The 26046-nt window shown below is 40.5% G+C and carries 25 protein-coding genes and 1 other annotated feature; of the genes, 3 read left to right on the top strand and 22 right to left on the bottom strand.

What is annotated here, in order from left to right; genetic code table 11:
- Positions 1–68: 68 nt before the first annotated feature.
- From B4U37_RS15160 to B4U37_RS15175, 4 genes are all read right to left on the bottom strand, one after another.
- Positions 69–479, bottom strand: coding sequence for a Fur family transcriptional regulator (locus B4U37_RS15160; RefSeq protein ID WP_010194526.1), 411 nt, complete (start codon positions 477–479; stop codon positions 69–71).
- Positions 479–1315 carry a metal ABC transporter permease gene (locus B4U37_RS15165; protein WP_010194523.1) on the bottom strand — a complete coding sequence of 279 codons (837 nt, stop codon included), beginning with the start codon at positions 1313–1315 and terminating at the stop codon, positions 479–481. The genes B4U37_RS15160 and B4U37_RS15165 overlap by 1 nt, the downstream gene beginning before the upstream one ends.
- A complete protein-coding gene (locus B4U37_RS15170) occupies positions 1315–2094 on the bottom strand; it encodes a metal ABC transporter ATP-binding protein (protein ID WP_029326415.1) in 780 nt (259 codons plus the stop codon). The genes B4U37_RS15165 and B4U37_RS15170 overlap by 1 nt, the downstream gene beginning before the upstream one ends.
- 108 nt (positions 2095–2202) lie before the next feature.
- On the bottom strand, positions 2203–3612 hold the full coding sequence (locus B4U37_RS15175; protein ID WP_010194514.1) for an ATP-binding protein: 1410 nt from the start codon (positions 3610–3612) through the stop codon (positions 2203–2205).
- A gap of 142 nt (positions 3613–3754) precedes the next feature.
- Here B4U37_RS15175 and B4U37_RS15180 point away from each other — a divergent pair, with 142 nt between their 5' ends.
- Positions 3755–4012, top strand: coding sequence for a DUF2624 domain-containing protein (locus B4U37_RS15180; protein ID WP_244951527.1), 258 nt, complete (start codon positions 3755–3757; stop codon positions 4010–4012).
- 456 nt (positions 4013–4468) lie between these two features.
- On the opposite strand, the gene B4U37_RS15185 is transcribed toward B4U37_RS15180, so the two are convergent.
- Together B4U37_RS15185 and B4U37_RS15190 are read right to left on the bottom strand one after the other, a co-directional pair.
- On the bottom strand, positions 4469–5335 hold the full coding sequence (locus tag B4U37_RS15185) for a deoxyribonuclease IV (protein ID WP_245840099.1): 867 nt from the start codon (positions 5333–5335) through the stop codon (positions 4469–4471).
- Between the two features lie 105 nt (positions 5336–5440).
- Entirely contained in the window at positions 5441–6748 is a 1308-nt protein-coding gene (locus B4U37_RS15190; RefSeq protein WP_088018879.1) for a DEAD/DEAH box helicase, read from the bottom strand.
- Positions 6749–7041: 293 nt separating this feature from the next.
- Between B4U37_RS15190 and vrrA the strand changes: the two genes are divergently transcribed.
- Both vrrA and B4U37_RS15200 read left to right on the top strand, forming a co-directional pair.
- Positions 7042–7773: a VrrA/YqfQ family protein gene (vrrA, locus tag B4U37_RS15195; protein WP_088018880.1), complete on the top strand. Its 732-nt coding sequence runs from the start codon at positions 7042–7044 to the stop codon at positions 7771–7773.
- Between the two features lie 112 nt (positions 7774–7885).
- On the top strand, positions 7886–8836 hold the full coding sequence (locus tag B4U37_RS15200; RefSeq protein WP_088018881.1) for a 4-hydroxy-3-methylbut-2-enyl diphosphate reductase: 951 nt from the start codon (positions 7886–7888) through the stop codon (positions 8834–8836).
- Positions 8837–9446: 610 nt separating this feature from the next.
- On the opposite strand, the gene B4U37_RS15205 is transcribed toward B4U37_RS15200, so the two are convergent.
- The 16 genes from B4U37_RS15205 to B4U37_RS15285 form a co-directional block, all read right to left on the bottom strand.
- A complete protein-coding gene (locus B4U37_RS15205; RefSeq protein WP_088018882.1) occupies positions 9447–10565 on the bottom strand; it encodes a Nif3-like dinuclear metal center hexameric protein in 1119 nt (372 codons plus the stop codon).
- On the bottom strand, positions 10552–11271 hold the full coding sequence (locus B4U37_RS15210) for a tRNA (adenine(22)-N(1))-methyltransferase (RefSeq protein WP_088018883.1): 720 nt from the start codon (positions 11269–11271) through the stop codon (positions 10552–10554). The genes B4U37_RS15205 and B4U37_RS15210 overlap by 14 nt, the downstream gene beginning before the upstream one ends.
- A gap of 115 nt (positions 11272–11386) precedes the next feature.
- Positions 11387–11758: a cytochrome c550 gene (gene cccA / locus B4U37_RS15215; protein WP_010196297.1), complete on the bottom strand. Its 372-nt coding sequence runs from the start codon at positions 11756–11758 to the stop codon at positions 11387–11389.
- 385 nt (positions 11759–12143) lie between these two features.
- The gene (locus B4U37_RS15225; protein WP_088018885.1) at positions 12144–13283 is read right to left on the bottom strand and encodes an acyl-CoA dehydrogenase family protein; all 1140 of its coding nucleotides are present in this window, start codon (positions 13281–13283) and stop codon (positions 12144–12146) included.
- A 148-nt stretch (positions 13284–13431) separates the two neighbouring features.
- Positions 13432–13956: a hypothetical protein gene (locus B4U37_RS15230; RefSeq protein ID WP_010196289.1), complete on the bottom strand. Its 525-nt coding sequence runs from the start codon at positions 13954–13956 to the stop codon at positions 13432–13434.
- 126 nt (positions 13957–14082) lie between these two features.
- A complete protein-coding gene (rpoD, locus tag B4U37_RS15235) occupies positions 14083–15207 on the bottom strand; it encodes an RNA polymerase sigma factor RpoD (RefSeq protein ID WP_010196287.1) in 1125 nt (374 codons plus the stop codon).
- A 45-nt stretch (positions 15208–15252) separates the two neighbouring features.
- Positions 15253–17067 carry a DNA primase gene (gene dnaG / locus B4U37_RS15240; RefSeq protein ID WP_088018886.1) on the bottom strand — a complete coding sequence of 605 codons (1815 nt, stop codon included), beginning with the start codon at positions 17065–17067 and terminating at the stop codon, positions 15253–15255.
- Between the two features lie 31 nt (positions 17068–17098).
- Positions 17099–17569: a YaiI/YqxD family protein gene (locus B4U37_RS15245; protein ID WP_010196275.1), complete on the bottom strand. Its 471-nt coding sequence runs from the start codon at positions 17567–17569 to the stop codon at positions 17099–17101.
- Positions 17570–18422: 853 nt separating this feature from the next.
- Entirely contained in the window at positions 18423–19232 is an 810-nt protein-coding gene (locus tag B4U37_RS15250) for a pyruvate, water dikinase regulatory protein (RefSeq protein WP_010196257.1), read from the bottom strand.
- Between the two features lie 14 nt (positions 19233–19246).
- Complete coding sequence (gene ccpN / locus B4U37_RS15255) at positions 19247–19876, bottom strand: transcriptional regulator CcpN (RefSeq protein ID WP_029326506.1); 630 nt, start codon at positions 19874–19876, stop codon at positions 19247–19249.
- Between the two features lie 220 nt (positions 19877–20096).
- On the bottom strand, positions 20097–22178 hold the full coding sequence (gene glyS / locus B4U37_RS15260; protein WP_088018887.1) for a glycine--tRNA ligase subunit beta: 2082 nt from the start codon (positions 22176–22178) through the stop codon (positions 20097–20099).
- Complete coding sequence (gene glyQ, locus B4U37_RS15265) at positions 22171–23058, bottom strand: glycine--tRNA ligase subunit alpha (protein WP_010196253.1); 888 nt, start codon at positions 23056–23058, stop codon at positions 22171–22173. Before glyQ ends, glyS begins: the two co-directional genes overlap by 8 nt.
- Positions 23059–23339: 281 nt before the next feature.
- Positions 23340–23517 (bottom strand) — a binding site (T-box leader).
- A gap of 40 nt (positions 23518–23557) precedes the next feature.
- Positions 23558–24334 carry a DNA repair protein RecO gene (gene recO, locus B4U37_RS15270; protein ID WP_088018888.1) on the bottom strand — a complete coding sequence of 259 codons (777 nt, stop codon included), beginning with the start codon at positions 24332–24334 and terminating at the stop codon, positions 23558–23560.
- A 112-nt stretch (positions 24335–24446) separates the two neighbouring features.
- Positions 24447–24587, bottom strand: a complete 141-nt coding sequence (locus B4U37_RS15275) for a YqzL family protein (RefSeq protein WP_010196251.1) — start codon at positions 24585–24587, stop codon at positions 24447–24449.
- Positions 24588–24732: 145 nt separating this feature from the next.
- Complete coding sequence (gene era / locus B4U37_RS15280; RefSeq protein WP_088018889.1) at positions 24733–25650, bottom strand: GTPase Era; 918 nt, start codon at positions 25648–25650, stop codon at positions 24733–24735.
- Positions 25643–25996: a cytidine deaminase gene (locus B4U37_RS15285; RefSeq protein ID WP_425444115.1), complete on the bottom strand. Its 354-nt coding sequence runs from the start codon at positions 25994–25996 to the stop codon at positions 25643–25645. The genes era and B4U37_RS15285 overlap by 8 nt, the downstream gene beginning before the upstream one ends.
- Positions 25997–26046 lie beyond the last annotated feature (50 nt).

Genomic DNA, 26046 nt, shown 5'->3' on the forward strand with positions numbered 1-26046 from the left:
TTTTCAGAGGGCACACATGTAAAATGGGTGGTAATTACTATATATGAGATAATCCCAAATTTGTTACTTTAGACACATTCCGGGCACTTTCCATAGATCTCAAATTTATGACCTGTGATATCATAACCTTTTAAGTTCTCCTCAAGGTCCTGCATCGGACAGGTTTCTATTTCCTTTGTTTTACCACACAACATGCAGATGAAGTGATGATGATGATGTTTGGTAGAGCATGTAAAACGGAAGTGTTTTTCACCAGAAAGCTCTGTGCTTTCTAATATCCCCAACTCCACAAATACTCCAAGATTACGATAAATGGTGTCAAAGCTTAAACCAGGATAATTGTCCTTCATGGAATCGAGAACATCTTTTGCAGTCAAATACTTATCTTCTGTTGCAAACAATTCAAGCATTTCCTGTCTTTTTCCTGTATATTTATATCCTTTATCTTTCATAAGAGTAAGTGCCTGTGTTACATTCATTATTTTACACCCCTTATTTTATTCCAGAGAATGGTGACAATCAAAATGAGAACCGATAAGATTACAATAGTTCCTCCTGGAGCAAGATCAAAATAAAAAGATGAGATTAAACCGCCAATTACGGCAATTTCTCCAAAAACTATAGCCAACACTATGGTTTGTTTGAAACCTCTGCTTAACCTCATGCTTGCAGCTACAGGTAAGGTCATAAGGGAAGAAACTAAAAGGATACCGACAATTCGCATAGAAGCTGCAATAACAAGTGCCACCATAATGATGAATATTAGATGAAATACTCGTGCATTCACACCCGACACCTTGGCATGTTCTTCATCAAACGAAAGGATAAAAAATTCTTTGTAAAATAAAATGATGGTGAGGAGTACCCCTATAGTTACGATAAAAACAGTCCAAAAATCAGTTGATGTAACAGCACTTACACTCCCAAATAAAAAGTTGAAAAGATCTGTATTAAATCCATCCGCAAGCGAAATAAAGATTACACCAAGACCAATCCCAGAAGACAAAATGATCGGAATAGCTAGCTCTTGGTAGTGTTTATATACTCCACGCAGTTTTTCTATAAACAATGCACCTGTTACTGAAAACGCCATCCCGAAATAAATAGGACTCACACCGACCATTAACCCGAAACGCTTTTCCACCAGCAAGCTTGCTGCGATTCCAGCCAAGGTTACATGGCTTAAGGCGTCCGCGATCAATGAAAGTCTCCTTACCACGACAAAAACACCTAATAGAGGTGCCAAAAAGCCAATCAAGATTCCTGTATAAAATGCATTTCTTAAAAATTCAAATTGCATAAAAGCTGATATCATTACATATGCCCTCCATCGTGGTGATGGTGATCATGACTAAGAACATGTACATCATGCCCGTAAAACTGTGAAAGGTCTTTAGTGCGCAACTTTTCAAATTCATCTGTCACACCGTGAAAATGTAGATTTTTGTTCAAGCAGGCCACATGTGTCACTTTTTCTGTAATAGTTCCTACATCATGTGTGACCAAGATCAGCGTGATGCCTAGTTTTTTGTTCAAGTGGGAAAGCATGGAGTAGAAGTTTTGTACATTCTTTATATCCACTCCGACTGTAGGCTCATCCAAAATTAATAGCTCCGGTTCACTCACCAGTGCCCTTGCTATAAAGACACGTTGTTGCTGCCCTCCGGATAAGTCACCTATATTTCTATCTGTAAAGTCCTCCATCCCTACTGCCCTTATAGCTTCTAAGACTTGCTTTTTGTGTTGTTTATTAAAGAAGCGCAATAAGCCAACCTTTGAAACCAGACCTGTTGAAACTACTTCAAAGACGGTTGCCGGAAAACCGGAATTGAAACTGTTCGCCTTCTGGGAAACAAAACCGATTTTGCTCCAATCTTTAAACTTGCGGATATCCTTTCCAAACAATTCGATGGTTCCCTTTTGAGGACGCAAGAGTCCAAGGATACACTTTAAAAGTGTTGATTTACCAGAACCATTCGGACCAACTAATCCAAGGAAAGCTCCTTTTGGTATGCTTAAATTTATATTTTCAATGACGTTTTGTTTTTCATATTTATAGGATAGTTCCTTGATTTCGAGTACATTTTCCAACATTATCACACCTTAAAAGATAAGAATCATTACGATTTTATAACAATAAGTTAGTATACAACAGCTGAGAGTAAAAGTAAATAAAGAGGCTTAGCCGCAACAAAAAAAGCCCTATTCAGGCTTTTCCTTTAAGAGTGGCAATCGGTAGCAAAAGGTGGAACCTTCCCCTAATTTGCTGTCGATGAATAACTCCCCATCATGGTCTTCTATTATCTTTTTACATAGCGGAATGCCTAATCCATTTCCCTTTTCTTTTGTTGTGAAAAACGGTTTGCCAATGCGATCTAATACATCTTCAGCCATCCCTTTCCCGTTGTCTACGACGGTAATTTCATAGAAGGTATCTGACTTCTTAGCTCGCAATAGAAACAGCTTGTTTTTCTGTTCCGGTGAGAAAGCTTCAATGGCATTTCTTAAAAAATTCAGCATAACTTGCTTAATCATGGCCTCATTGACCAATACCTGCTCATCCACTTCTTCAATTTCAAAGTCAAAATCTATATTATGTAATAAGCACTCTGATTGAAAAATATACACCAATGATTGAAAGATATATTGCGGCTCGATAAGCTGTTTTTTCACCTTTTTTCTGGAAACAGATAAAAAGTCCTCAATGATGGAATTCATTCGATTTATTTCAGCCATGATGGTGTCGTAGTATTTACTCCAATTATTTGTAATTTGGGAAAGTTGTATAAATCCCTTAATGACAGATAAAGGATTCCTTAACTCGTGTGCCATTCCTGCTGAGATTTGAGAGACAGATTCCATCTGTTGTTTGTAAACAAGAAGGTTTTCAAATTTCTGTTGATAAGAGCGGTCATGGATGATGAAGAATACCTTCTCTGTTCTTTCAAATAAAATTCCTTGAATCTGATATAATACTTCATCGTCATAGCAGATTCGCTCTTTGAACTTCTTATTGAGGATAACTTCTTCGTAAATTTCATATAACTTATCCTTCAGAAAGACTGGAGTTAACAGATCATCGAATTCAATATTGATATAGTCCTCACCCACATCGAGCTCTAATAATGTTAAACACCGGTTATTGATATATTCAATCTTCCCTCCCTTTGAGAGAACCAATATAGCTATATCCAATGAGTTGGTCATAAATTCATTGACCTTCAATGATTGTTCAATCGTGCCATAATGAAGTGGAAGAACGACGGAACTGTCCTTATTTTCAATTAAGTGTCCTGATAAATAAATCCGCTCTTGAGAAAGGATGCCTGTATAAACGACTTCATAGAAGCTGCCATTAATTCGATGAAACAAAATCCTTTTTATCTCTTTCCCAGGCAATTCAGAAATATCCTTTAAGTATGTATAGACCTCTTGGCGATAGCTTGATGGAAAACTGAGAAAAAAAGAGCGGTTCTCCTCCAATATGGAAAGAAACGTGCTGGCTCTCTCATTCCACTCTTCGATAAAGCCATTCGCATTCAAGATTAGTCTGAGGTCTGAGCTTAACTGCTGAAATATATCCTGATCTTTTTTATCTATAATAAACGACAAGGTTACTCCCCCTCGTTACCCTTTGAATAACTTTTGTTTATGGAATATTTTAATTATACAATAATTTCCCAACAGTTGTCATATTATTTCGTAAAGGTAGCCTTTTTGTTTTTCCAACATAGGCTAAAATGGGAGGGATAATATGATGAACATTTATCAACAAATCGTAAATAAGAAGCTTCATAACATTACGGCAGATGAATTGATGAAGTATAGCGGGGAGTATAACATCTCCTTGACACCAGATCAGGCAAAGAAGGTATCAGCTCTTTTGAAGTCAAAAAAAGTGAATGTTTTCAATACGTCTGAAAGAATTCAATTGATGAAAGAAGTAGCAAAAATTACGGGGCATGAGACGGCTAAAAAAGTGAATCAGTTATTTTTGGAGTTTACAAAGTAAGAAAAACCAGCTAAAGAACTTTAGGTATTCGCTAATCACCGCTGTTCCTTTCCGCAAATGACTTCGCTTTCCGCGGGACGGTGCTTGAGCCTCCTCGCTGCGCTGTGGGGTCTCAAGCTACCGTTACTCCCCAGCTGGAGTCTACGTCATTTGCTCCAATCCACAGCTAAAAATTACGTAAAAGGTACGTTTATGCTTATTCTGTTAACTCGGGTAGGTACTTTTCATATACCCTTCGTTGAATGAGGTCATCTTGTTGATTGGAGTGGAAGGCGCTCAGACGCCCGTGGGAGGAAGGGACAGGTGAGAGCCCGGAGGCGCACGCCGAGGAGGCTCACGGACCGCCCGCAGGCAAGCGAAGCGCCTGGAACGGAAATCAACTGTAATTTGCACTTTCATTTTTTTAAAAAAGAAGCAAGGGCACTTTTTTTATGTCCCTTGCTTCTTTCTTATTAATCAATCATTCACAATTTTTGTTAAAAGCTCTTCATCAAACTGCTTGTTTTTTAACATGGCAATTTCATGTTTATATGGCGGCTTACGGTCTTTCTTATCTTCGCCGACATATGGTGTCTCCAAAATTTTAGGAATATGTTTCAATTGATCATGATGAACAATATAATTGATTGCATCAAACCCAATGTGTCCAAACCCGATGTTTTCATGGCGGTCTTTACTAGCACCACATGTATTTTTACTGTCATTTATATGAAGGACTTTCAGGCGGTCTAAACCAATGATATCGTCAAACTGCTTCAATACTCCATCAAAGTCATTTACAATATCGTATCCTGCATCATGTACGTGACAAGTATCCAGGCAAATAGAAAGCTTTTCATTCAAATGGACTCCATCAATGATGGCAGCAAGTTCTTCAAAAATTCGCCCACACTCAGAGCCCTTCCCTGCCATGGTCTCCAATGCAATTTGAACATTTTGCTCTTTTGTCAGCGCCTCATTCAACCCTTTAATAATCTGGCTGATACCCACTTCCGTCCCTGCACCAACATGCGCACCTGGGTGGAGGACAATCTGTTTTGCCCCGATTGCATCCGTTCTTCTTACTTCTTCAGCGAGAAAATTCACTCCGAGTTCGTAAGTTTCCGGCTTCTGGGAGTTACCAATATTGATGATATAAGGAGCATGTACAATGATTTCCTTTAATCCATGCTCTTTCATATGTGCAAGACCCGCTTCTATGTTAAGGTCTTCTATTTTTTTTCTTCGCGTATTTTGAGGAGCACCTGTATAGATCATAAATACGTTAGATCCGTAGGATGCAGCCTCTTCACTTGCTGCCAATAGCATCTTTTTCCCACTCATGGATACATGAGAGCCAATTAGTAAGTTTTCCACAACATCACCTCTTTTAAAATCAGTCTTTATTTTAACATAAGGATGCCGTGAAAGGTTATCCAGTTGCTCTTATTATCTCTTTTTCAAGCGACGTTGTCTTTTCTTGAATTGCTCTACTTCATATTTGTGTTTCTTTTTATAGCCTGGTTTAACTTTTGTCGATTTCTTTACGGATGTTTTTGCCGCTACATCGATTTCATTAATTTGTTTTTTACGGTTTTGTCTCTTGTTACGTGGACCGATTTCAACCAATTCACCATTTTTGAAATCAATTTGGGTAAACTCTATCCCCATCTTTTCAATCTGAGCAAGCGCATTCTCATCTGTTGGTTCGTAAAGTGTAATAGCATTACCGGAATAGTCTGCACGTGCAGTACGTCCAACACGGTGAACATAGAAGTCAAGATCTGACGGAAGCTCATAGTTGATGACATGACTGACACCTGCAATATCAATTCCTCTTGCCGCAAGGTCTGTTGCCACCACATATTGATATTCCAATTCATTGATTTGCTTCATCATTTTTTTGCGTTCACGAGGGTTGAGATCACCATGGATTCTACCTACTTTTAACCCTTGTTCTAGCAATGCATCTGCCACTTCATCTGCTTTTTTCTTCGTGTTGGTAAAAACAATTGCCAAATATGGGTTATATTCCACAAGTAAATCATGCAATAATTTCGTTTTACTTTTCGATTTCACTGGCATAAGCAGATGCTTGATTTTAGCTGCCGTTACTTGTTTTGGAGCAACATGTGTATACTTTGGATTTTCCATGTATTTACGTAAGAAAGGTTTTAGCTTTTCAGGGATTGTAGCTGAGAATACCATGATTTGAAGGTTTTTTGGCATTGCTGCAGCAACCTTATCGATATCTTCAATGAATCCCATATCAAGCATAAGGTCGGCTTCATCTACCACAATTGTTCTCGCCGTGTGGACTAACAGCGCATTTTCCACCATTAAGTCTTTAATACGTCCAGGTGTTCCAACTACTATATGCGGTTGCTGTTTAAGACGGTCAATCGTACGTTGTTTATCCGTACCGCCGATATAACAACGTGCCGTAATCATATCTTCACCAGAACAAAACTTCGTGATTTTCAATACTTCTTGGTAAATTTGGTTAGCTAGCTCTCTTGTTGGAGCTGTGATAACTGCTTGTACTTCTTGTAAGGATGGATCAATTTTACTCAAGATCGGAATCAGGTAAGCATGTGTTTTCCCTGTTCCAGTTTGAGATTGTCCAATGGCACTTTCTCCATTTAATAAGGAAGGAATCATTCTTTCTTGGACTTCTGTCGGTTTTTGAAATCTAAGTTCTTTTACCGCATCTAAAATGAACGGCTTTACATTAAATTTTTCAAACGTTGTATTCATTTATTTACCTCCACTTTTAAAATCATGCATGGAATATGTATCTATGTCATTATTTTAAAGTTTCTATTTTCATTCATGAGTTATTCGCATTCGTTCCGTTACGTTCTGTTTAACCCCAAACAACTATTATAAAGCAGTTTTGTTTTTTTGGCTACACTACGGTTGTGCCCAATCTTTCCAGACTATAAACATGCCAAGCACCATCCGCATAAATTATAGGAGAACAGAAAAGCTTGTTAAATTCCGGCAATTGAATATAATGATTACTTTTCAGGAAAGAAAGGAGGATTACCATGTTTTTTGGACCAAATCGATCGATGCCACCTATGCAGCAACCAATGAGGCCTTCCCCGTTCCGCATGGGTCCAGGTCCCTCTCCATTTATGCAACAGCCACAGAATAACATGTTCAATATGTTTAATATGCCCAATTCACCTATGTCCAATATGCCTAATCAAATGTTAAGAAACCCTTCCCCATTTATGGGTGGAGCTGGGCGAGGAATGGGCCTAGGAGGAAATAGTGGTGGAGGTGGCGGTGGAGGTGGCGGCGGTGGTGGCGGACTGCTTGCCAAACTCTTTGGAAGAACAGGAGCCAGAAGCATCGGAAACATGGGCGGACTCGGTCAACTGGCCAATACAGGCGCAGGTGGAGGGCTCGGTCAACTCGCGAACGCGGGAACTCTTCAACAACTCATCAATCCGAACAACCTGACAGGCATGCTTGGAAATGTTCAAAAAGCGTTAAAAATGGCAGAGGGTGTCATGCCGATGGTTCAGCAATATGGACCTCTTGTAAGAAATGTGCCAGCCATGCTCAAGCTTTACAATGAACTGAAAAATGTGGATGATGATACTGATACAGAGTCAACGGAGGAAGCAAAAACAGAAGAGGTTGAAAGTGATAGCGCAGCGGAAAACAACACCAAGAAAAAAGTTAAAAAGGCAAAACCAAAGACTACAGCCACTGACACTGAGCCAGAGGAAAAACCTGCAGGCGGTTCCGCTCCTAAGCTTTATATCTGAAGTTCCTAATATCTTCTTTTGTACTAACCTTCTTATTTATACTATAATAGACTGTAAGTAGTGAGAGAGTGTTTATCACTCTCTTATTTGATGTAAGGAGGGTTATCCCTATATGGAACTAATTAAAATCGCCCCTCGTGGCTACTGCTATGGTGTAGTGGATGCTATGGTGATTGCAAGAAATGCAGCATTAGATAAAACATTACCACGACCAATCTACATCTTAGGTATGATTGTTCATAATAAACATGTTACAGACGCATTTGAAGAAGAAGGGATCATCACATTGGACGGTGCAAACCGCCTGGAGATCCTTGATCAGATTAACGAAGGTACCGTTATTTTCACTGCCCACGGTGTCTCACCGGAAGTGAAAGTCCGCGCAAAGGAAAAAGGTTTAACCACCATTGACGCGACATGCCCGGATGTTACACGAACTCATGACCTGATCCGCATGAAAGAAGCACAAGGGTATGAAGTTATTTACATCGGGAAAAAAGGACATCCAGAGCCAGAAGGTGCAGTAGGAGTTGCTCCTTCCATCGTGCATCTAGTGGAGACGCTTGATGACGTGGAAGCATTGTCGATTGATAGTGAGAAAATTATCGTAACTAACCAAACTACCATGAGTCAATGGGATGTAGCCGACATCATGGTCAAGGTACAAGAAAAATACCCGCATGTCGAGCAACACAAAGAAATTTGCCTTGCTACTCAAGTTAGACAAGAAGCCGTGGCAGAACAAGCAGGACAAGCAGATGTGACAATCGTTGTTGGGGATCCAAAAAGTAATAACTCCAACAGACTTGCTCAAGTTTCTCAAGAAATTGCAGGCACTCCTGCTTACCGCATTTCCGATATCAGCGAGTTGAATGTAGAGTGGTTGATGAATGCTGGCACGGTTGCTGTTACAGCAGGTGCTTCGACACCAACTCCAATCACAAAAGAAGTCATTCAATTTGTGGAGCAGTTCGATCCGTTCAATAAAGATACATGGAACACAACGAAAAATGTACCTTTGCAAAAGATTTTGCCGAAAGTGAAAAAGGCGAAAACTTCGTAAGGCTGATTGATTGCACCCTCTTTTTGGAGGGTGTTTTTTGTTATGCTTAGAAGCTTAAGATTCCACAATGCAAATTGGAACTATACTGCTTCTATGTTACCTTTGATGCTTTTGTGGACGAGCTTCGGGCGTATAGAACCGGTCTATATTACCTTTCCCGCTATTGCAGACGAGCTTCGGGCGTATAGAACCGGTCTATATTACCTTCCCTGCTATTGCAGACGAGCTTCGGGCGTATAGAGCTGGTCTATATTACCTTTGACGCCTTTGCCAAAGGGTTTCGGGCTTTAAGGCATTTCTCTCTGACCTTTTCCCCTTTCCTTGAAGTCTTTCGGGCACAGAGACGCCTTCTCTCTTACCGTTTTTCCTTTTCCCGAAGCCTTTCGGGCACAGAGGCGCCTTCTCTCTTACCGTTTTCCATTTTCCCGAAGTCTTTCGGGCACAGAGACGCCTTCTCTCTTACCGTTTTCCCTTTCCCCATAGTTTTCCGGGCACAGAGACGCCTTCTCTCTTACCGGTTTTCCTTTCCCGAAGCTTTTCGGGCGCAGAGACACCTTCTTTCTAATAAAAAAAGAAACGACCCAAAATGGATCGCCTCTCCAAACAAACATCACATAAATCTAAACGGATCTGTATTCGTCTCAGATACTAAAACTTCAAGCTCCCAATTCTTCTCATCCACGACCTTTTCCAATCGCTGAGCCACGCCTTTTTTAATAATCTTTTCAGCGTAATGCCCGGGATCGACCACGTTCAATCCGATAGCCATGGCATCATGTGCGGTATGAAAATAAAGATCCCCTGTCACATACACATCCGCACCGGAAAACTTTGCAGCATGGATATATTTATTTCCGTCTCCGCCTAAAACCGCTACTTTCTTAATCTCACTGTTCAAATCTCCGACCACACGGACATTTTCCACTTCAAGTCCTTTTTTTACATGAGAGGCAAAATCAGCGAGCGACATTCCTGCCTTTAATTTTCCAACGCGCCCTAAGCCAAGTGCGTTCATATCGTTTTCAAGCTTGTAGACATCATAAGCTACTTCTTCATATGGATGTGCTTTGAACATAGCCTTTATGACACGTTTCTCTATAGAAAGAGGATATACCGTTTCCACTTTCATCTCTTCCACTTTTTCAAGCTGACCTTTTTTCCCAATAAAAGGGTCTGTCCCATCTAAAGGAAGAAAACGCCCCTCCCCTTCCGTCGTGAAAGAGCAGTGACTATAGTTTCCGATATGCCCTGCCCCTGCTTCACCAAGAGCATCTAAAAGAGTTTCTGCGTGAGACACCGGAACAAATACGCTCAGTTTGCGAAGTTCTTCTTGGTAAGTCGGCACCAATACTTTTACATCCTCAAGCTCTAGAGCCTCCGCAAGCAGGTCGTTGACGCCTCCTTCTGCCACGTCAAGATTCGTATGCGCCACATATACGCTGATATCATGCTTGATGCATTTAGTGACGATTTTGCCTGCAGCTGAATTATCCGTAACAGTTGGAAGCGCTCGGAAGATTGGCGGATGATGGGCTATAATCAAATCAACATTCTGATCTATTGCCTCGTCTACCACCTTTTCAAGCACATCAAGCGTTACCATTACCTTATGAATCGGCTTATTCAAAGTACCTATCTGAAGTCCAATTTTATCTCCTTCGACTGCATACTTTTTAGGGGAAAACTGTTCGAACCACTCAATAACCTGCAAGCCGTTAACTGTTTTCAATACCCAGTTCCTCCTCTACCAGTCTGATTTTTTCTGTAAGTTCTTTTCTTTTTTGTTCATTCGCTTCTGTTTGTCCAGCTACATCCAGCTGCGCAACAATATTCTTCCAATGCGCAAGTTCATGTGTCCATTTTTGCACAAAAACATCATTACGTTCCTTGGCAAGAAACGGTCCTACAAGAAGATACGTATCTTTTTTCAACGAATAAGGTTTTGCACTTTTCCCGCGTTCTGCCACTAAAATCTCATAGATCCTACTATCATCCAGCAAAATTTGTTCAGCAACAAGTTCCCATCCATTTTCAAGCAGCCAGTCCCTGATTTTTTTTGCACCAATATTCGGTTGAAGAATAAGCGTCTGAACTCCTGCCAGTTTATCCTTCCCCTTTTCAAGAATGGATTGTATCAGGGTTCCACCCATACCGGCAATGGTGATACAAGTAACTTCATTAGGAGAAATTACTTCCAATCCATCCCCTTTTCTGACTTCAATAACATTTTCTAATTCCGTTTTTCGAACCTGCTGAATAGCAGATTGAAAGGGGCCTTCTACTACTTCTCCGGCAATTCCTCTTTCAATCATTCCCTGCAAATAGGCATAACAAGGCAGATAAGCATGGTCTGAGCCGATGTCTGCCAATACACTGCCCTTTGGAATAAAAGAAGCTACTGCTTCTAAACGTTTTGAGAGTTTTAATTCATTCATGTCTGTTTCCTCTTTACTTATGTATTTGAATTCCTATGTAACAAGTATAAAAAAAAACCCTTCACAAATGCAAAGGATCTTTTATATGTGTAACATTTTGCTAAAAAAACAAATCTTACTCTTCGCCCTCTTCACTTTGAGCGCCATTTGCAAGCCACTCAGCAAGAACTTCAGCTTCTTTAGGTGTAGCCAGGTTAGCAGGCATAGAGCCTTGTCCATTAACAATAACGTTTTGGATCTCTTCTTGGGATAGACGGTCACCAACATCTGTCAATGCAGGTGCAGCACCTGCGCCTTCCAAGTTACCGCCGTGACAGCCGATACAAGAGTTTTGTTGGTAAAGTTCTTCTGCAGACAGTTCTACAGTTTCATCTTCACCGGATGCAATTTTTTCAGCCTGATCAAGTCCAACGAAAGATAATAGGAACATTAGTCCAAGACCTAAAACCGCGATAAATGCAAAAGGAATAAGCGGATTACGATTCATGCTATTCAAACCTCCTTATGTACATGTACGTGTGTCTTATCTTATACAAGCACTCTCTATTTTACTTTATATTTTACTATAGGAAAAGACTTAATTGCCAACTTCTCTCGTAAATTCACAGTTTAGACAAAAACCTTCATCACATAGATGAAGGTTTCTATATTTGTTGATTATATTGTACCTCAAAATAGGAAAAGTGATGTGTTTGTGGGAAAATAATTTTGATTGCATAGACACCGTTGTTGATTTCCGCAAAAGGCTTCGCTTTCCGCGGGGCGACCTTGAGCCTCCTCACTTCGTTGCGGGGTCTCAACATTGTCGCTACTTCCCCCGCAGGAGTCTTCGCCTTTTGCTCCAATCAACAACTAGAATGTCTCAGCTTCAATTAAACTCCCAAAGATCTCGCAATTACCATTCTTTGTACTTCGGAGGTTCCTTCGCCGATTTCTAGGAGTTTTCCGTCGCGCATGAAGCGTTCTACGTGGTATTCTTTCATGTACCCGTAGCCGCCATGGAGTTGAACAGCTTGGTCTGCTATTTCCATGCACACTTCAGAGGCATATAGTTTACACATGGATGCTTCTTTGGAGAATGGTCGTCCTTGATCTTTTAGCCAGGCAGCTTTGTAAACCATGGTTCTTGCAAGTTCAAGTTTCATGGCCATGTCTGCCAGTTTGAATTGGTTAATCTGAAAACTCGATAAGGATCTTCCAAATTGTTTTCTTTCTTGAGAGTAAGCGAGCGCTCGCTCAAAAGCTGCCTGTGCAATTCCTACCGCCATGGCACCAATTCCTATTCGTCCTCCATCAAGAGTGATTAAGAACTGCCTGAAGCCCTCTCCACGTTTACCTAAAAGGTTTTCCTGTGGCACACGTACATCTTCAAGCACTAGCTCTGTTGTATTAGAAGCGTTAAGTCCCATTTTTTCATAGTTATCAATCACTTGAAACCCTTTGGCATCTGTTGGAACGATGATAGCAGAGATTTCTTTTTCATTCCCCTTTTTATCGGTGATAGCCGTTAACGCCAAATGCTTGGCATAGGATGCATTCGTAATGAAACATTTGTTACCGTTAATGATGTAATCTTCCCCATCTTCTACGGCAGTTGTTTGAGTACCACCTGCATCTGAACCGGCATTTGGTTCGGTCAATCCGAATGCACCGAGTGATTCGCCTGTACAAATAGGGACGAGGTAATTGCGCTTTTGTTCTTCTGTACCGAATAGGTTAAGCGGTGCCCCACCTAACGAAACGTGAGCGGAATAAGTAATACCTGTCGAGCCACAAGCTCTGCTCAATTCTTCTACGACAATCGCAAAGCTGACTGTATCAGCGCCCGCTCCTTCATATTCTTCAGGAAAAGGTAGTCCCATCATGCCTAATTGTGATAACTGTTGAAACACTTCAACAGGGAATTTTTTGTCCCGATCTCGTTGGAGAACTCCTGGTGCAACTACTTCATCTGAAAACTCTCTAATTGTTTTCTTAATCATCGCTTGTTCTGACGTTAAATCAAAGTTCACAATCTTTCCCCCCTTGTTGTTTGGAAAACATTAGCAAGAGCTAGTATTTTTCTTCCATCCTACAATCTATTGAATACGCTTTCATTTGTATTATAATAGATAAAAGGGAATTTTCACAACTTTTAAAAATAACTAAATTATCAATTAGTTACATCAGTATAATGTTTGCAACAAGTAGGATCATTGTTATAATGGCTGAAATGTTTAAATAGTACCATTTCTTTATGTAGCCGATAAAAAACCACACCAGCGTCTGAAAGGTAATGATAATAAAGGTTAACGGTAGTTGGAAAGACAGAAGCTCCAGTAACTTTATGGAAAAAATCAGTGTGAGCAAGGCAATGACAAAGACTGGTATATGTATGTATAATTGTTCTTTTCGAAAAACAAAGTATCCGAATATAGAAAGTAAAACAAAAAAAGTTACCAGGAGCATTTGCAAATGAACTGGCATTTCAGTAAAATAAATGACAAGAAATGTTATTGGAACGAAGAGAGAAATTAGACATGCAAAAAAGGTGGAGTAAAGTTTCCCTCTTCCAATCGCTGGTTCCACTCCTTCACCTCCTGTATATAAAGCCAGTAAATAATCGCAATATTGGTCTGGTAGGAGACGATTTCTTTTCCAATACTTTATTTCTTGAATGATGGTTTCTTTTCGCTGTTTATTCACTTTGTTGACACTCCAATTACAAGTTTAAAAATTAATAACTGAATATTATAAAAGTATTGAATTGCAAAAAAAGAGAAATAGCTTACTCTTTTCAAGAAAAAGCAAACTATTTCCATAAGCCTGATTCTATTCAAGAAAATCTTTCAGACGTTTGCTGCGGCTAGGATGTCTTAGCTTACGAAGTGCTTTAGCTTCGATTTGTCGGATACGCTCTCTTGTTACTCCAAAGACTTTTCCTACTTCTTCTAGAGTACGAGTACGTCCGTCATCTAAGCCAAATCGTAGTCTTAATACATTTTCTTCACGGTCTGTGAGTGTATCCAGTACATCTTCAAGTTGTTCTTTCAACAATTCATATGCCGCATGATCGGAAGGCGAAGTTGCGTCTTGGTCTTCAATAAAGTCTCCAAGATGAGAATCATCCTCTTCACCGATTGGGGTTTCAAGTGAAACAGGCTCCTGGGCTATCTTGAGGATTTCACGCACTTTATCCGGTGTAAGATCCATGTCTTCTGCGATTTCTTCCGGAGATGGTTCACGCCCAAGGTCTTGTAACAATTGACGTTGAACACGGATAAGTTTGTTGATGGTTTCTACCATATGCACAGGAATACGAATCGTTCTTGCCTGGTCAGCAATTGCACGTGTTATGGCTTGGCGAATCCACCAAGTTGCATATGTAGAAAACTTGAACCCTTTACGATAATCAAATTTTTCTACCGCTTTTATCAGACCCATATTACCTTCTTGAATTAAATCAAGGAACAACATTCCGCGGCCTACATAACGCTTGGCTATACTTACAACTAGACGAAGGTTGGCTTCTGCAAGTCGACGTTTCGCCTCTTCGTCACCTTCTTCGATTCGGTTTGCAAGACTGATTTCTTCCTCAGCGGATAAAAGGTCCACACGTCCGATTTCCTTTAAATACATTCTAACCGGGTCATTGATCTTTACACCAGGTGGTACAGTTAAATCATTCAGGTCAAACTCTTCTTCCTTAGCTAGTTGCTGTGTGTTCGGATCATCATCAGATCCTGCTTCTCCGATGATTTCCACACCCTGTTCACCAAGGTATTCGTAGTATTCATCCATCTGATCGGACTCTATTTCAAAGCCAGCCATCTTCTCGGCTATCTCCTCATAGGTTAGGACACCACGCTTTTTACCTACTTCGGTTAGTTGTTCTTTTACTTGTTCGATGGTCAATTCTGTTTCCATCTCTTTTGATTGTGCTGATTTTTCAGCCATCAACTGTCCCCTCCTTCCAACATTGAACGCGATAAAGAGGTATATTTATTGTTTTAACTCTTTTTTCATTTGGATTATTTCCATCGCGATTTGTGCAGCACCAAGATAATCATTTTGTGCTTCTGCTTGTTTCTTATCTTGCTCTTTTTCTTTTATTGTTAACAATTTTGGATAATTAAACACCTGTTTCATATAATCATGTAGCACTGCATCACTTAATTCTTCCTCAAGTGTAAGCATCCCCAGTTCAGAAATGATTTTCTTGAGCGATTGCTCAGGGATACGCTCCATGAATATACTGATATTCGGCTCATAGCCTTCTTCGTAGAAAGCATACAGATAGGTTGCAATTGCACGATGCTCTTCGATGATAAAGGAGCCTTCAATCGAAGCTTGCACCTTCTCGGATACTGTCCTATCTTTGAGCATATGTGCTAGCAAATAGCGTTCTGCATTCAAATAAGCCGGTTTTAACGCTTGCGTGAAGATTTTAGGCTTGTTAGGTATATTTATTCTATTCTGCTCGTTATAATCCTTTTTTTGCATTAAAGATTTATACACTTGAAACTGCTGCTGCTTTAAAGCGTCCAACGAGATGGAAAATTCATCAGCTAATTGACGAAGGTAATGATCCCGTTCAACCGCTTTGGTCAGCATGCTAATCTCTTTCAGGACATCTTCCACATACCGCATCCGTTCGCCTTCATCTTTCATGTTCCTACCTTTACGTAAGTACCTGAGCTTAAATGCCATGAACGTTAAACTTGCCCCTATTACATCCTGCTTAAACGAGTCTGATCCTTTACTACGGATATAGTCATCAGGGTCCATTTTATCTGGCATCATGGCAATTCTTACGTAACATCCTTGTTGAATAAGGATGTTCGCTGCCCTGTAAGCCGCTTCTATTCCCGCATTATCTCCGTCATAACAGATAGTGACATTTTCAACATGCCTCCTAATAATGCGGGCTTGATCTTCTGTTAAAGAAGTTCCCATCGTTGCAATTCCATTAGGTAACCCCGCTCCATCCGCAGCGATGACATCGGCAAATCCTTCAAAGAGGATAACCTGTTCCTGCTTTCTTATATGAGGACGGGCCTGATGGAAATTGTAAAGAATTTTACTTTTATTAAAAAGTGGGGTCTCTGGTGAATTCAAGTACTTTGGTTCGCCTTCTCCAAGCACTCTGCCAGAAAAGGCAATAACATTTCCTTTATGGTCATGAATAGGAAACATGATTCGATTTCTGAAACGGTCAAAATATTCAGCTGTATGCTCCTTCTCAATTAGAAGGCCGGCCTTCTCCAGCAACTGCTGGTTGTAGCCCCTTTTCGTAAGGAATTTCAAAGCGAAGTCCCAACTGTTCAGTGCATAACCAACACCGAATTTCTTTAACGTTTCGTCAGTGAAGCCTCTACCGGTCACATAATCATATGCTTCCTGGCCTTCTTTTGTATTTAATAGTAAATGATGGTAAAATTTATGCAAAAGTAAATGTGCATCCATCATCCATTTCGTTTCTTTCGACTGGCCTGTTTGTTCTGTTGCGGAATACTCCGGTACTTCCATTTCTACATTGGAGGACTTGGCAAGTTTTTGAGCTGCTTCCACAAAACTGATGCCCTCGATCTCCATGATGAAATTGAAAGCACTTCCCCCGGCACCACAACCGAAACAGTGATAGATTTGTTTTTCTTGGGAAACAGAGAAAGAAGGAGTACTTTCACCATGGAAAGGGCAAAGTCCGAAATAATTCCTGCCTTGCTTCTTCAATTGCACATATTCACTTATTACATCAACAATGTCGGTAGACTGTCTGATTTGATCAATTGTTTGTTCAGGAATTCGATAATTCATAACAACACTCCGTGACTTACTATTTCTATCTCTATTCTGGAATTCCTGCAATTTTCGACAAAGTTTTTTTAAGTGATTGAACAAATCTTTCTCTGTCTTTCATCGAGAAAGCTTTCGGGCCCTTAGAATAGTTCCCTTTTCTCCGTTCTTTCGCAGATAGAAATCTCATATGCAAGCTCAGTTCCATTTCGCTCTCTTCATACTGTTTTCCACGAGGAGTTAGAACATAAACGTTTTTGGACACCAGCATGCTTGCTAGACCAATATCTTGAGTGACTACTACATCATCTTTCTTTGCATGATTCAAAATATAAAGATCTGCAGATTCTTTTTCATCATCCACATAGACCCAATTTCCTTCAGTTTTATTGGTCATGACATGGGAGTAGGAAGCTACGTAGCACACATCAACTTTGTATGTATGACTTATTCTACTTATTTCTTCTTTAACGGGACACGCATCTGCATCCACCAAAATAATAGGTTTGCGATTATTTTGCATGTTAAATGGTTTCTACATCCCTTCCCAAAAACCTTCTTTTTTCGATATGTTTTTTTGTAGTTGTCGAACGAAACTGTTATATTGCCCTTGACTTATAGCTATTTTTAGTTTATTCGATAATCCATCACTCTAAACCCTATCGAGGAATTTTTTTATCACAATTTTTTATTATAATATAAACTTTTCAAATTGACTACTGTTTCACATCGAATAATGGGTAATCAAAAGTCATAAAAAAAACTGGGCAAAAACTGCCCGGTCCTATAGTCGATTGTTTAATCGTCGCTGTTGATTTCCGCAAACGGCTTCGCTTTCCACGGGGCGACCTTGAGCCTCCTCGGGCTACGCCCTGCGGGGTCTCAACATTGTCGCTACTCCCCCGTAGGAGTCTCCGCCTATTGCTCCAATCAACAGCTATTAATTATCCAAAAGATAGGTTATTGGGTTTTTCAGTGGCCTCGCAAGCCTGCGGGGTCTCCACCTAGCGCTATCTCCCTCAGGACAAGGAAGGCTTCGACAGCGAAACATCGCACGAAGAAAATGCGTAGCATTTTCGAGGAGTCTTCGTCTTTTGCTCTAATCAACAGCTATAAATTACAAGAACATAAAATTAATGCTTTCTCAGTTAACCTGGTTAAATGCCTTTCATAAACCCCAGGTGAATGAAATAACTTTGTTGATTGAAGTGGAAGGCGCGTAGACGCCCGCGGGAGGAAGGGACAGGTGAGACCCCACAGGCTGAAAGCCGAGGAGGCTCACGGACCGCCCGCAGGCAAGCGAAGCGCCTGGAACGGAAATCAACGGGATTTATGCTTTCTTCCCTTTAAAAAAAGAGCACTCCTAAAAGCGCTCTTTACTTCAAACGGTTATTATAAATGTTAGAGATAAGGTTAGCTGTTTCTTCTACCGCCTTATTCGTAACATCTATCACGTCACAACCTATTTTATTTACGACTGTTTCAAAAAATGCCAACTCTTCTTTTATTCTTTCAAGATTGGCATAGGCGGCTTTATCATTAAGCCCCAACGCTTTCAATCTTTCTTTTCGAATATCGTTCAGCTTTTCTGGCGAAATCTTTAGACCGAAACATTTTTCAGGATTCACTTTAAAAAGTTCCTCTGGTGGATCTACCTCAGGAACAATCGGTACATTTGCTACCTTCAGTCGTTTATGTGCCAAATATTGGGATAAAGGCGTTTTGGACGTTCTAGAAACCCCCACCAACACGATATCCGCTTTTATGATTCCCCTTGGATCTCTGCCATCATCATACTTCACTGCAAATTCCACTGCTTCGATTTTTTTGAAATAATCATCATCCAATTGTCTTACCAAGCCAGGCTGATACTTTGGTTTAACACCATATTCCTGCTCCATTAAGTCCACAAGCGGGCCAATGATGTCATAGACCTGGACGCCTTCTTTCATAGCCAATTCTAAAAGATGCTTCCTCATTTCAGGAACAACTAGGGTAAAAGCGATGAGACCCTGATTAAGTTTTGCAATCGAGACTACTTCTGAAAGTGTTGCGATGTCTTCTACGTAAGGTATTCTTTTGAGATGGAAGTTCGCGCCATTAAATTGGCTGATTGCCGCTTTTACTGCCAGCTCTGCAGTTTCTCCGACTGAATCAGATACGATATATACGGTACGTTTCTCCATGATTCTCCTCCAATCTAGATAATTTCATCGAGTGCCAGGGCAACCAGCACTTTTGTAATATTCGTTTTTGTTATTCTACCGACTACTTCATAGCCTTTATCCGTTTGCTTTACGACTGGAAGAGCATCTATTTGTTTTTCAATCAGTTTTTTTGCTACATCAATAATCAAGTCTTCTTTAAAGCAGTACGTTACATTAGGCATTCTAGTCATAATTATATTTACTGGTATGGAAGTCAGCTCTTGTTTTCCGATACTGGCCCTTAAAAGGTCCTTTCTCGAAAGCACTCCCACAATAATAGAGAAGTTGTCCACTACAAAAAGGGTTCCCACGTCTTCTAAGAACATGGTGCAAATTGCATCATAAACAGAAACACTCTCATGAACAACAACCGGTATGGACTGGTGATCATTCACCTGAATCTTATTTATCTTATCTGATAACAATTGCGATCCTGTTTTTCCAGTGTAGAAATAGCCAACACGCGGGCGGGCATCTAAATAGCCGGCCATGGTCAGAATGGCTAAATCGGGACGAAGGGTTGCCCGAGTCAAGTTTAGTTGATCGGCTATCGCTTCTCCGGTAATCGGTCCTTGTTCTTTGACTATTTGCAGTATAGTTTCTTGCCGCTTATTCAGTTCGATTTTCGTTCACCACCTATTGGGTTATAAGGTGCACTTCGCTGAACGGGTGCCCTACGATCTCTATTTGTGACATACTGTATATGTAAATAATATATACTAATTATACTGATAAACAGAAGAATTGGAAAGAGGCTGACTAAATATTGTGAGGATTGCATTAGTCAGCCTCTTTCGTATGTTTAACTATTCTATCATAGGGTTATAGGTTTGTCTTTTTTAATCACTTAACGATGATGCCATTGACGTTTCCGAAAATGGCTATAACTTTAGCCATTTCATCCATAAGAGCGAGGCGATTTGCTTTTATTGCTTCATCTTCTGTCATGACCATGATGTTGTCAAAGAATGCATCAATGGCAGGTTTTAAGGAAGCAAGTTCTTCATACGCTACGGTGAAATCCTGATTTTCTGCCGCACGGAGCACAAGATCTTTTTTGCTGTTAAATTGTTTATACAGCTCATGTTCCTGCTCTTGGTTTAGCAAGTTCTCTTGAACTTCGGTAGAAAGAGTTGCCTTCTTGGCAATGTTGCACACACGACTTAATGATTCCATCGTTTCTTTAAAGTCTGCTTCATTTTTCTTTGTTTCAAGCGTTTCTGCTTTCTTCACAGTGGAGCAAACATTCTCGAGTGGTAGCTCTAAAAGTGCCTCCACAATGTCATAACGAACTCCACGCTCGGAAAGGTTGTTTTTAAGTCGTAATTTAAAGAACACTAAGAGATCTTCCATGATTTCATTTGCATCTTTCTTAGCGATTCCTTTTTCTACATAACGTTCTACTACTGAGTGCATAAACTTTTCCAATGAGAAAGTCCACTCTTTATTTAAGATCGTCTGAATGATCCCAGATGCCTGACGTCTTAACGCATAAGGGTCCTGTGAACCAGTAGGGATAACTCCAATAGCAAAGAACCCAACAATGGTATCCATCTTTTCAGCGATACTTAGGATGGCACCTACATCAGAGGAAGCGGTTTGGTCTTCTGCAGAACGAGGCATATAATGCTCATTGATAGCTTTTGCAACGGCAGGGCTCTCACCCTTGGCCAACGCATATTTTTCGCCCATGATTCCTTGTAGTTCCGGAAATTCATAAACCATATGAGATACTAAGTCAAACTTGTAAATGGAAGATGCACGCTCTACATGCTTTTGCGTTTCATTGTCAACATTTACAACTTTAGCAAGGTCTGTTGCTATGGTCTGTACACGTCTCACTTTATCGCCGGTTGTTCCAATTTCTTCATGGAATACAATCTTATCCAGCTTTTTAATTGCTTCTTCAATAACAAGCTTCTCGTCTTCCTTGGAGAAAAATGCCGCATCAGAAAGCCTTGCACGCAATACTTTTTCATTTCCTCTTGCAACATTATCTAAATTCTCATGGTTCCCGTTTCGTACAGTCACAAAATAAGGCAAAAGAGTTCCCTCTTCACTTTTAACAGGGAAATAACGCTGATGCTCTTTCATGGATGTAATCAGCACTTCTTCAGGCAAGGTGAGATATTCCGATTCGAACGTTCCAAACAATGCTGTTGGATATTCCACCAGGTTGTTCACTTCTTCTAGCAGGTCTTCATCCACAGGAATGTTCCAACCATTTTCTTCCCCAATAATCGACAGTTGTTTCCTGATTGCTTCTTTTCGCTCCGTAGCATTGACAATGACATAGTTAGATAAAAGCTCTTCCACATAACTAGCGGCGTCTTTTAATTCCACTTGACCTCCAAGGAATCGGTGGCCAGTAGATACTCGATCTGATTTTACCTTTGAAATCTCAACTGGTATAACCTCTTCACCGAATAGAGCAATCAACCATTTAATTGGTCGTACATATCTTAAGTCTTCATCAGCCCAGCGCATGTTTTTTGGAAAATGCAGGCTTGTAGCAACAGAAGCAATGCCACTAAGAATTTCTTTCGTTTCTTTTCCTTCTACATGCTTCTTTACATGCACATATTCCACACCGTTTATCTCTTTAAAATAAATATCTTCAACAGTTAGTCCTTGACCTCTAGTAAAGCCTTGAGCAGCCTTTGACCACTCACCATCCGAAGAAAGAGCAACCTTTTTCGCAGGGCCTTTTGCTTCTAAAGTAACATCTTCTTGTCGTTCTACAAGGCCTTCAACTAATACGGCAAGCCTTCTTGGAGTAGAGTAAGCGTGAATGTTCTCATAAGCCAACTGGTTTGTTTCAAGCCAAGCTTTCACTTTTTCCTGAAGCTGATTCATGGAATCCGTTACAAAGCGGGCTGGCATCTCTTCTAGACCGATTTCAAATAAAAAGTCTCTCTTACTCATTGTTGCTCTCCTCCTTTTTCAAAATTGGGAAACCTAGCTTTTCTCTTTCCTCATAGAAGGTTCTTGCCACTTTACGGGCTAGATTTCTGACACGGCCGATATAACCTGTTCGTTCGGTAACACTTATAGCGCCACGTGCGTCCAATTGGTTGAATGTATGAGAGCATTTTAATACATAGTCGTATGCAGGGTGCACAAGACCATGGTCCATCTGGCGGTGTGCTTCTTTTTCATAGATATCAAACAGTGAGAACAGCATATCCGGATCGGATGTTTCAAATGTATATTTAGAGTGTTCATATTCCGGTTGAAGGAAAATATCACGAACGGTGAATCCTTCTGTCCATTCTAGATCAAAAACATTTTCTTTGTCTTGGATGTAGGAGGCAAGTCGCTCAATACCATAGGTGATTTCTACAGAAACCGGTTTGCATTCAATTCCTCCGACCTGTTGGAAGTAGGTGAATTGGGTGATTTCCATTCCGTCCAGCCAAACTTCCCAGCCAAGTCCTGCTGCCCCAAGTGTTGGTGCTTCCCAGTTGTCTTCTACAAAGCGGATATCATGCTTTAGTGGGTCGATTCCAAGTTTCTTGAGTGACTCCAGGTATAGTTCTTGAATGTTGTCTGGGGATGGTTTCATGATCACTTGGAATTGGTGATGTTGGTATAGGCGGTTTGGGTTTTCGCCGTAGCGCCCGTCTACCGGTCTTCTGGATGGTTCGACGTATGCTACGTTCCATGGCTCAGGGCCGATGCTTCTTAGGAATGTATATGGGCTCATTGTGCCGGCACCTTTTTCTACGTCGTAGGCTTGCATGAGGATACAGCCTTGTTCTGACCAGTGGTTTTGCAGGGTCAGGATCATGTTTTGGATGTTCATTTTGACACCTTCCTTTATTTTATTTGGGTACTGTTGAACGCCGCTGTTGATTTGCGCGCCAGGCTTCGCTTTCCGCGGGACGGTGTTTGAGCCTCCTCACTTCGTTGCGGGGTCTCAATCTACCGTTACTTCCCCCGCAGGAGTCTTCGCCTTTCGCTCCAATAAACAGCTTAGAGACTACACTGAATTATGGTAATCATTCTACTAACGTCTTAACTCAATTTGTTGGCTGTAGGACAAAAAGGGAGAACCTCTTGTCTCTATGCCAACTGTGTTGTCAGCATAGGGACGAGAGGTTCTCCCGCGGTTCCACCCTATTTGTAAAAAGGGCTTGCCTTTTTACCACTTTATCCGTATTGCTCCAGAACGCCTTCCTTATCTCTTGATTCCCTAGCTCACACCGTCCTAGGTTCGCTTTAATCATGTTTGATAAGTACTACTTTCCTTCAACGCAATCTTTATAGATGTACTTGGATAATAAATGATTTTTTTTGCAAAGTCAATCAGGTTTGCCCTTTTTTTCAGGAAGATTCACTTTCAAAGAGCCTATTTGCTTTAAAAAGCGTTTGGATTTTAACATTATCCCAGAATATGCTTCATAATATTCGTCGATAATGAATCGCAGCTCTTTTCTTGTTTCTTCTTTTAACGAAAGGTTGCCTATTCTATTCAAATCATAGTAGTAAAAGGTCCGTAAGAGCCTAAGCGTAGCAGGGGAGACTTTAATTAAATAGGGGTCTTTATGAAAACATCTGTTACAAAGGAAGCCGCCCTCCTTTATAGAAAAGGCAAAACTCCCCTCTGTTGCACCACATGAAGCACAGCGATTTAGTTCGGGTGTAATGCCGATAACATCGCACATTTTCATTTCAAAAATGAATGTTAATATTTCTGCATCAAAACCATCGTTGATATAATGCAACACTTGATAAAGTAGTTCGTATAGTGCCGGATTACGTTTTCCTTCATCTGTAGTCCTGTCCATTAACTCCACAATGAAAGAAGCATAGGCTGTTAGGAAGATATCCTCTCTGATGGATCTCATGGAGTCCATGATTTCACCTTGTTGGAGGCTTCCTAGTCCTGTACTCCTTTGGAAGACAAAGGTAGCGTGGGAAAACAGCTGGGAGACAGCAGTAAACCGGCTGCTGGGCTTATTGGCACCTCTCGCCATCACCCCTACTTTCCCCAGCTCCTTCGAGTAGATGGTAACAATCTTATTATTTTCACCATAGGCATTTGTTCGAATGACAATGCCTTCACATTTATGTAGCAAATCGTACACCGTCCATTTTTCTGGCTTTTATTAATTGTACGGTTTACAAAATAAAAAGGCAATCTACAACACTTGCGTGTGTATACTGCCTTAATTATTGATCATCTATCATTTATGAAATTGGTAAGTCACTATTCGCTAGTTCTTCTGTCTGTTCGGGTAAATCGCCATTTTCTTTTTCAAGCTCTTTAAAGAGAAGATAGGTATCAATATTACCTGTTTCTTTAAAGACCTTCCAGGTAAAATCCAACATTGTAAACTCCACCCTTTCTGTAGTAAAGACCAGCATGCCTATTCCAATTCCTATATGACTATGATGACCGTAGAAGGGTCAAAACATGTTAGATAAATTTTGTAAATTAAATGCTACGAATTGACTATTTCGCTCGTCTTCCCGATTAGTATTCGTTTTCATTAAAACCAAAATCTCTAAGTTGTGACTGCTTGTTACGCCAATCCTTTTGTACTTTTACCCACAATTCCAAAAACACTTTGGATCCCAGTAATGCTTCAATGTCCACTCTGGCTTTTTGTCCCACTTCTTTTAAGACTTTTCCTTGTTTCCCGATGACTATCCCTTTTTGAGAATCGCGTTCCACTACGACGGTGGCCTGAATATCGACCATATCTTTGTTTTCACGTTTCTTCATGGAATCAATTGCTACAGCAATGGAGTGAGGAACTTCCTCACGCGTTAAGTGAAGCACTTTCTCCCTGATCAGCTCTGCCACAATAAAACGTTCCGGATGGTCGGTCACTTGGTCTGCCGGATAATACTGGGGACCTTCTGGAAGGAATTTCTTAATTTGATCCAATAAAATTTCTAGATTGTTACCTTGTAAAGCAGATATCGGAACTATTTCTTTGAATGGATACAACGCTTTGTATGTTTCCATCAAGGGTAGCAGGTCATCTGGATGTACTTCGTCGATTTTATTTATTACCAAATATACTGGAGTTGACGTTTCCTTCAGCTTTTCGATAATGAATTCATCGCCTTTTCCTAAACCTTCTTTTGCATTAATCATAAATAGAACCAGGTCAACTTCTTTTAACGTATTTTGCGCCACCTTCATCATAAAATCTCCAAGCTTATGCTTTGGTTTATGGATGCCCGGTGTGTCGATGAAAACAATTTGTGCGTCGTCTTGCGTAAATACACCTTGAATTTTATTTCGAGTCGTTTGTGGTTTGTCACTCATTATCGCAATTTTTTGGCCGATTACTCTGTTCAAAAATGTTGACTTTCCAACGTTCGGCCTGCCAATGATGGAGACAAACCCTGATTTATAGTTTGTATTGGTTTGGTTATGCATCTAAATCCTCCGGTGAAAAGGCTCCAGGTAGCAATTCTGCTACTGTAAGTTCCTGAATATCACCGTGAAGGTTTGTCAGGATCACTTTCGTTTCAGGTGCACACAGCTCCGATATTACTTGACGGCAAGCTCCACAAGGTGGAACAGGTCGTTTCGTATCGGCTACAACCGCAATTGCATCAAATTGAGTGTTGCCTTCTGAATACGCTTTAAAAAGTGCTGTTCTTTCTGCACAGTTAGTCATACTGTATGCAGCATTTTCAATGTTGCATCCGCGATAGACCTTACCGTCTTTACCTAATAATGCCGCGCCTACTTTAAACTTGGAGTAGGGTACATAAGCCATTTCTCTTGCTGCTTTTGCTTCTTGGATTAAAGCTTCGATGTTCAAAGTTT

It is taken from the genome of Sutcliffiella horikoshii (assembly GCF_002157855.1).
Lineage (GTDB): Bacteria > Bacillota > Bacilli > Bacillales > Bacillaceae_I > Sutcliffiella_A > Sutcliffiella_A horikoshii_C.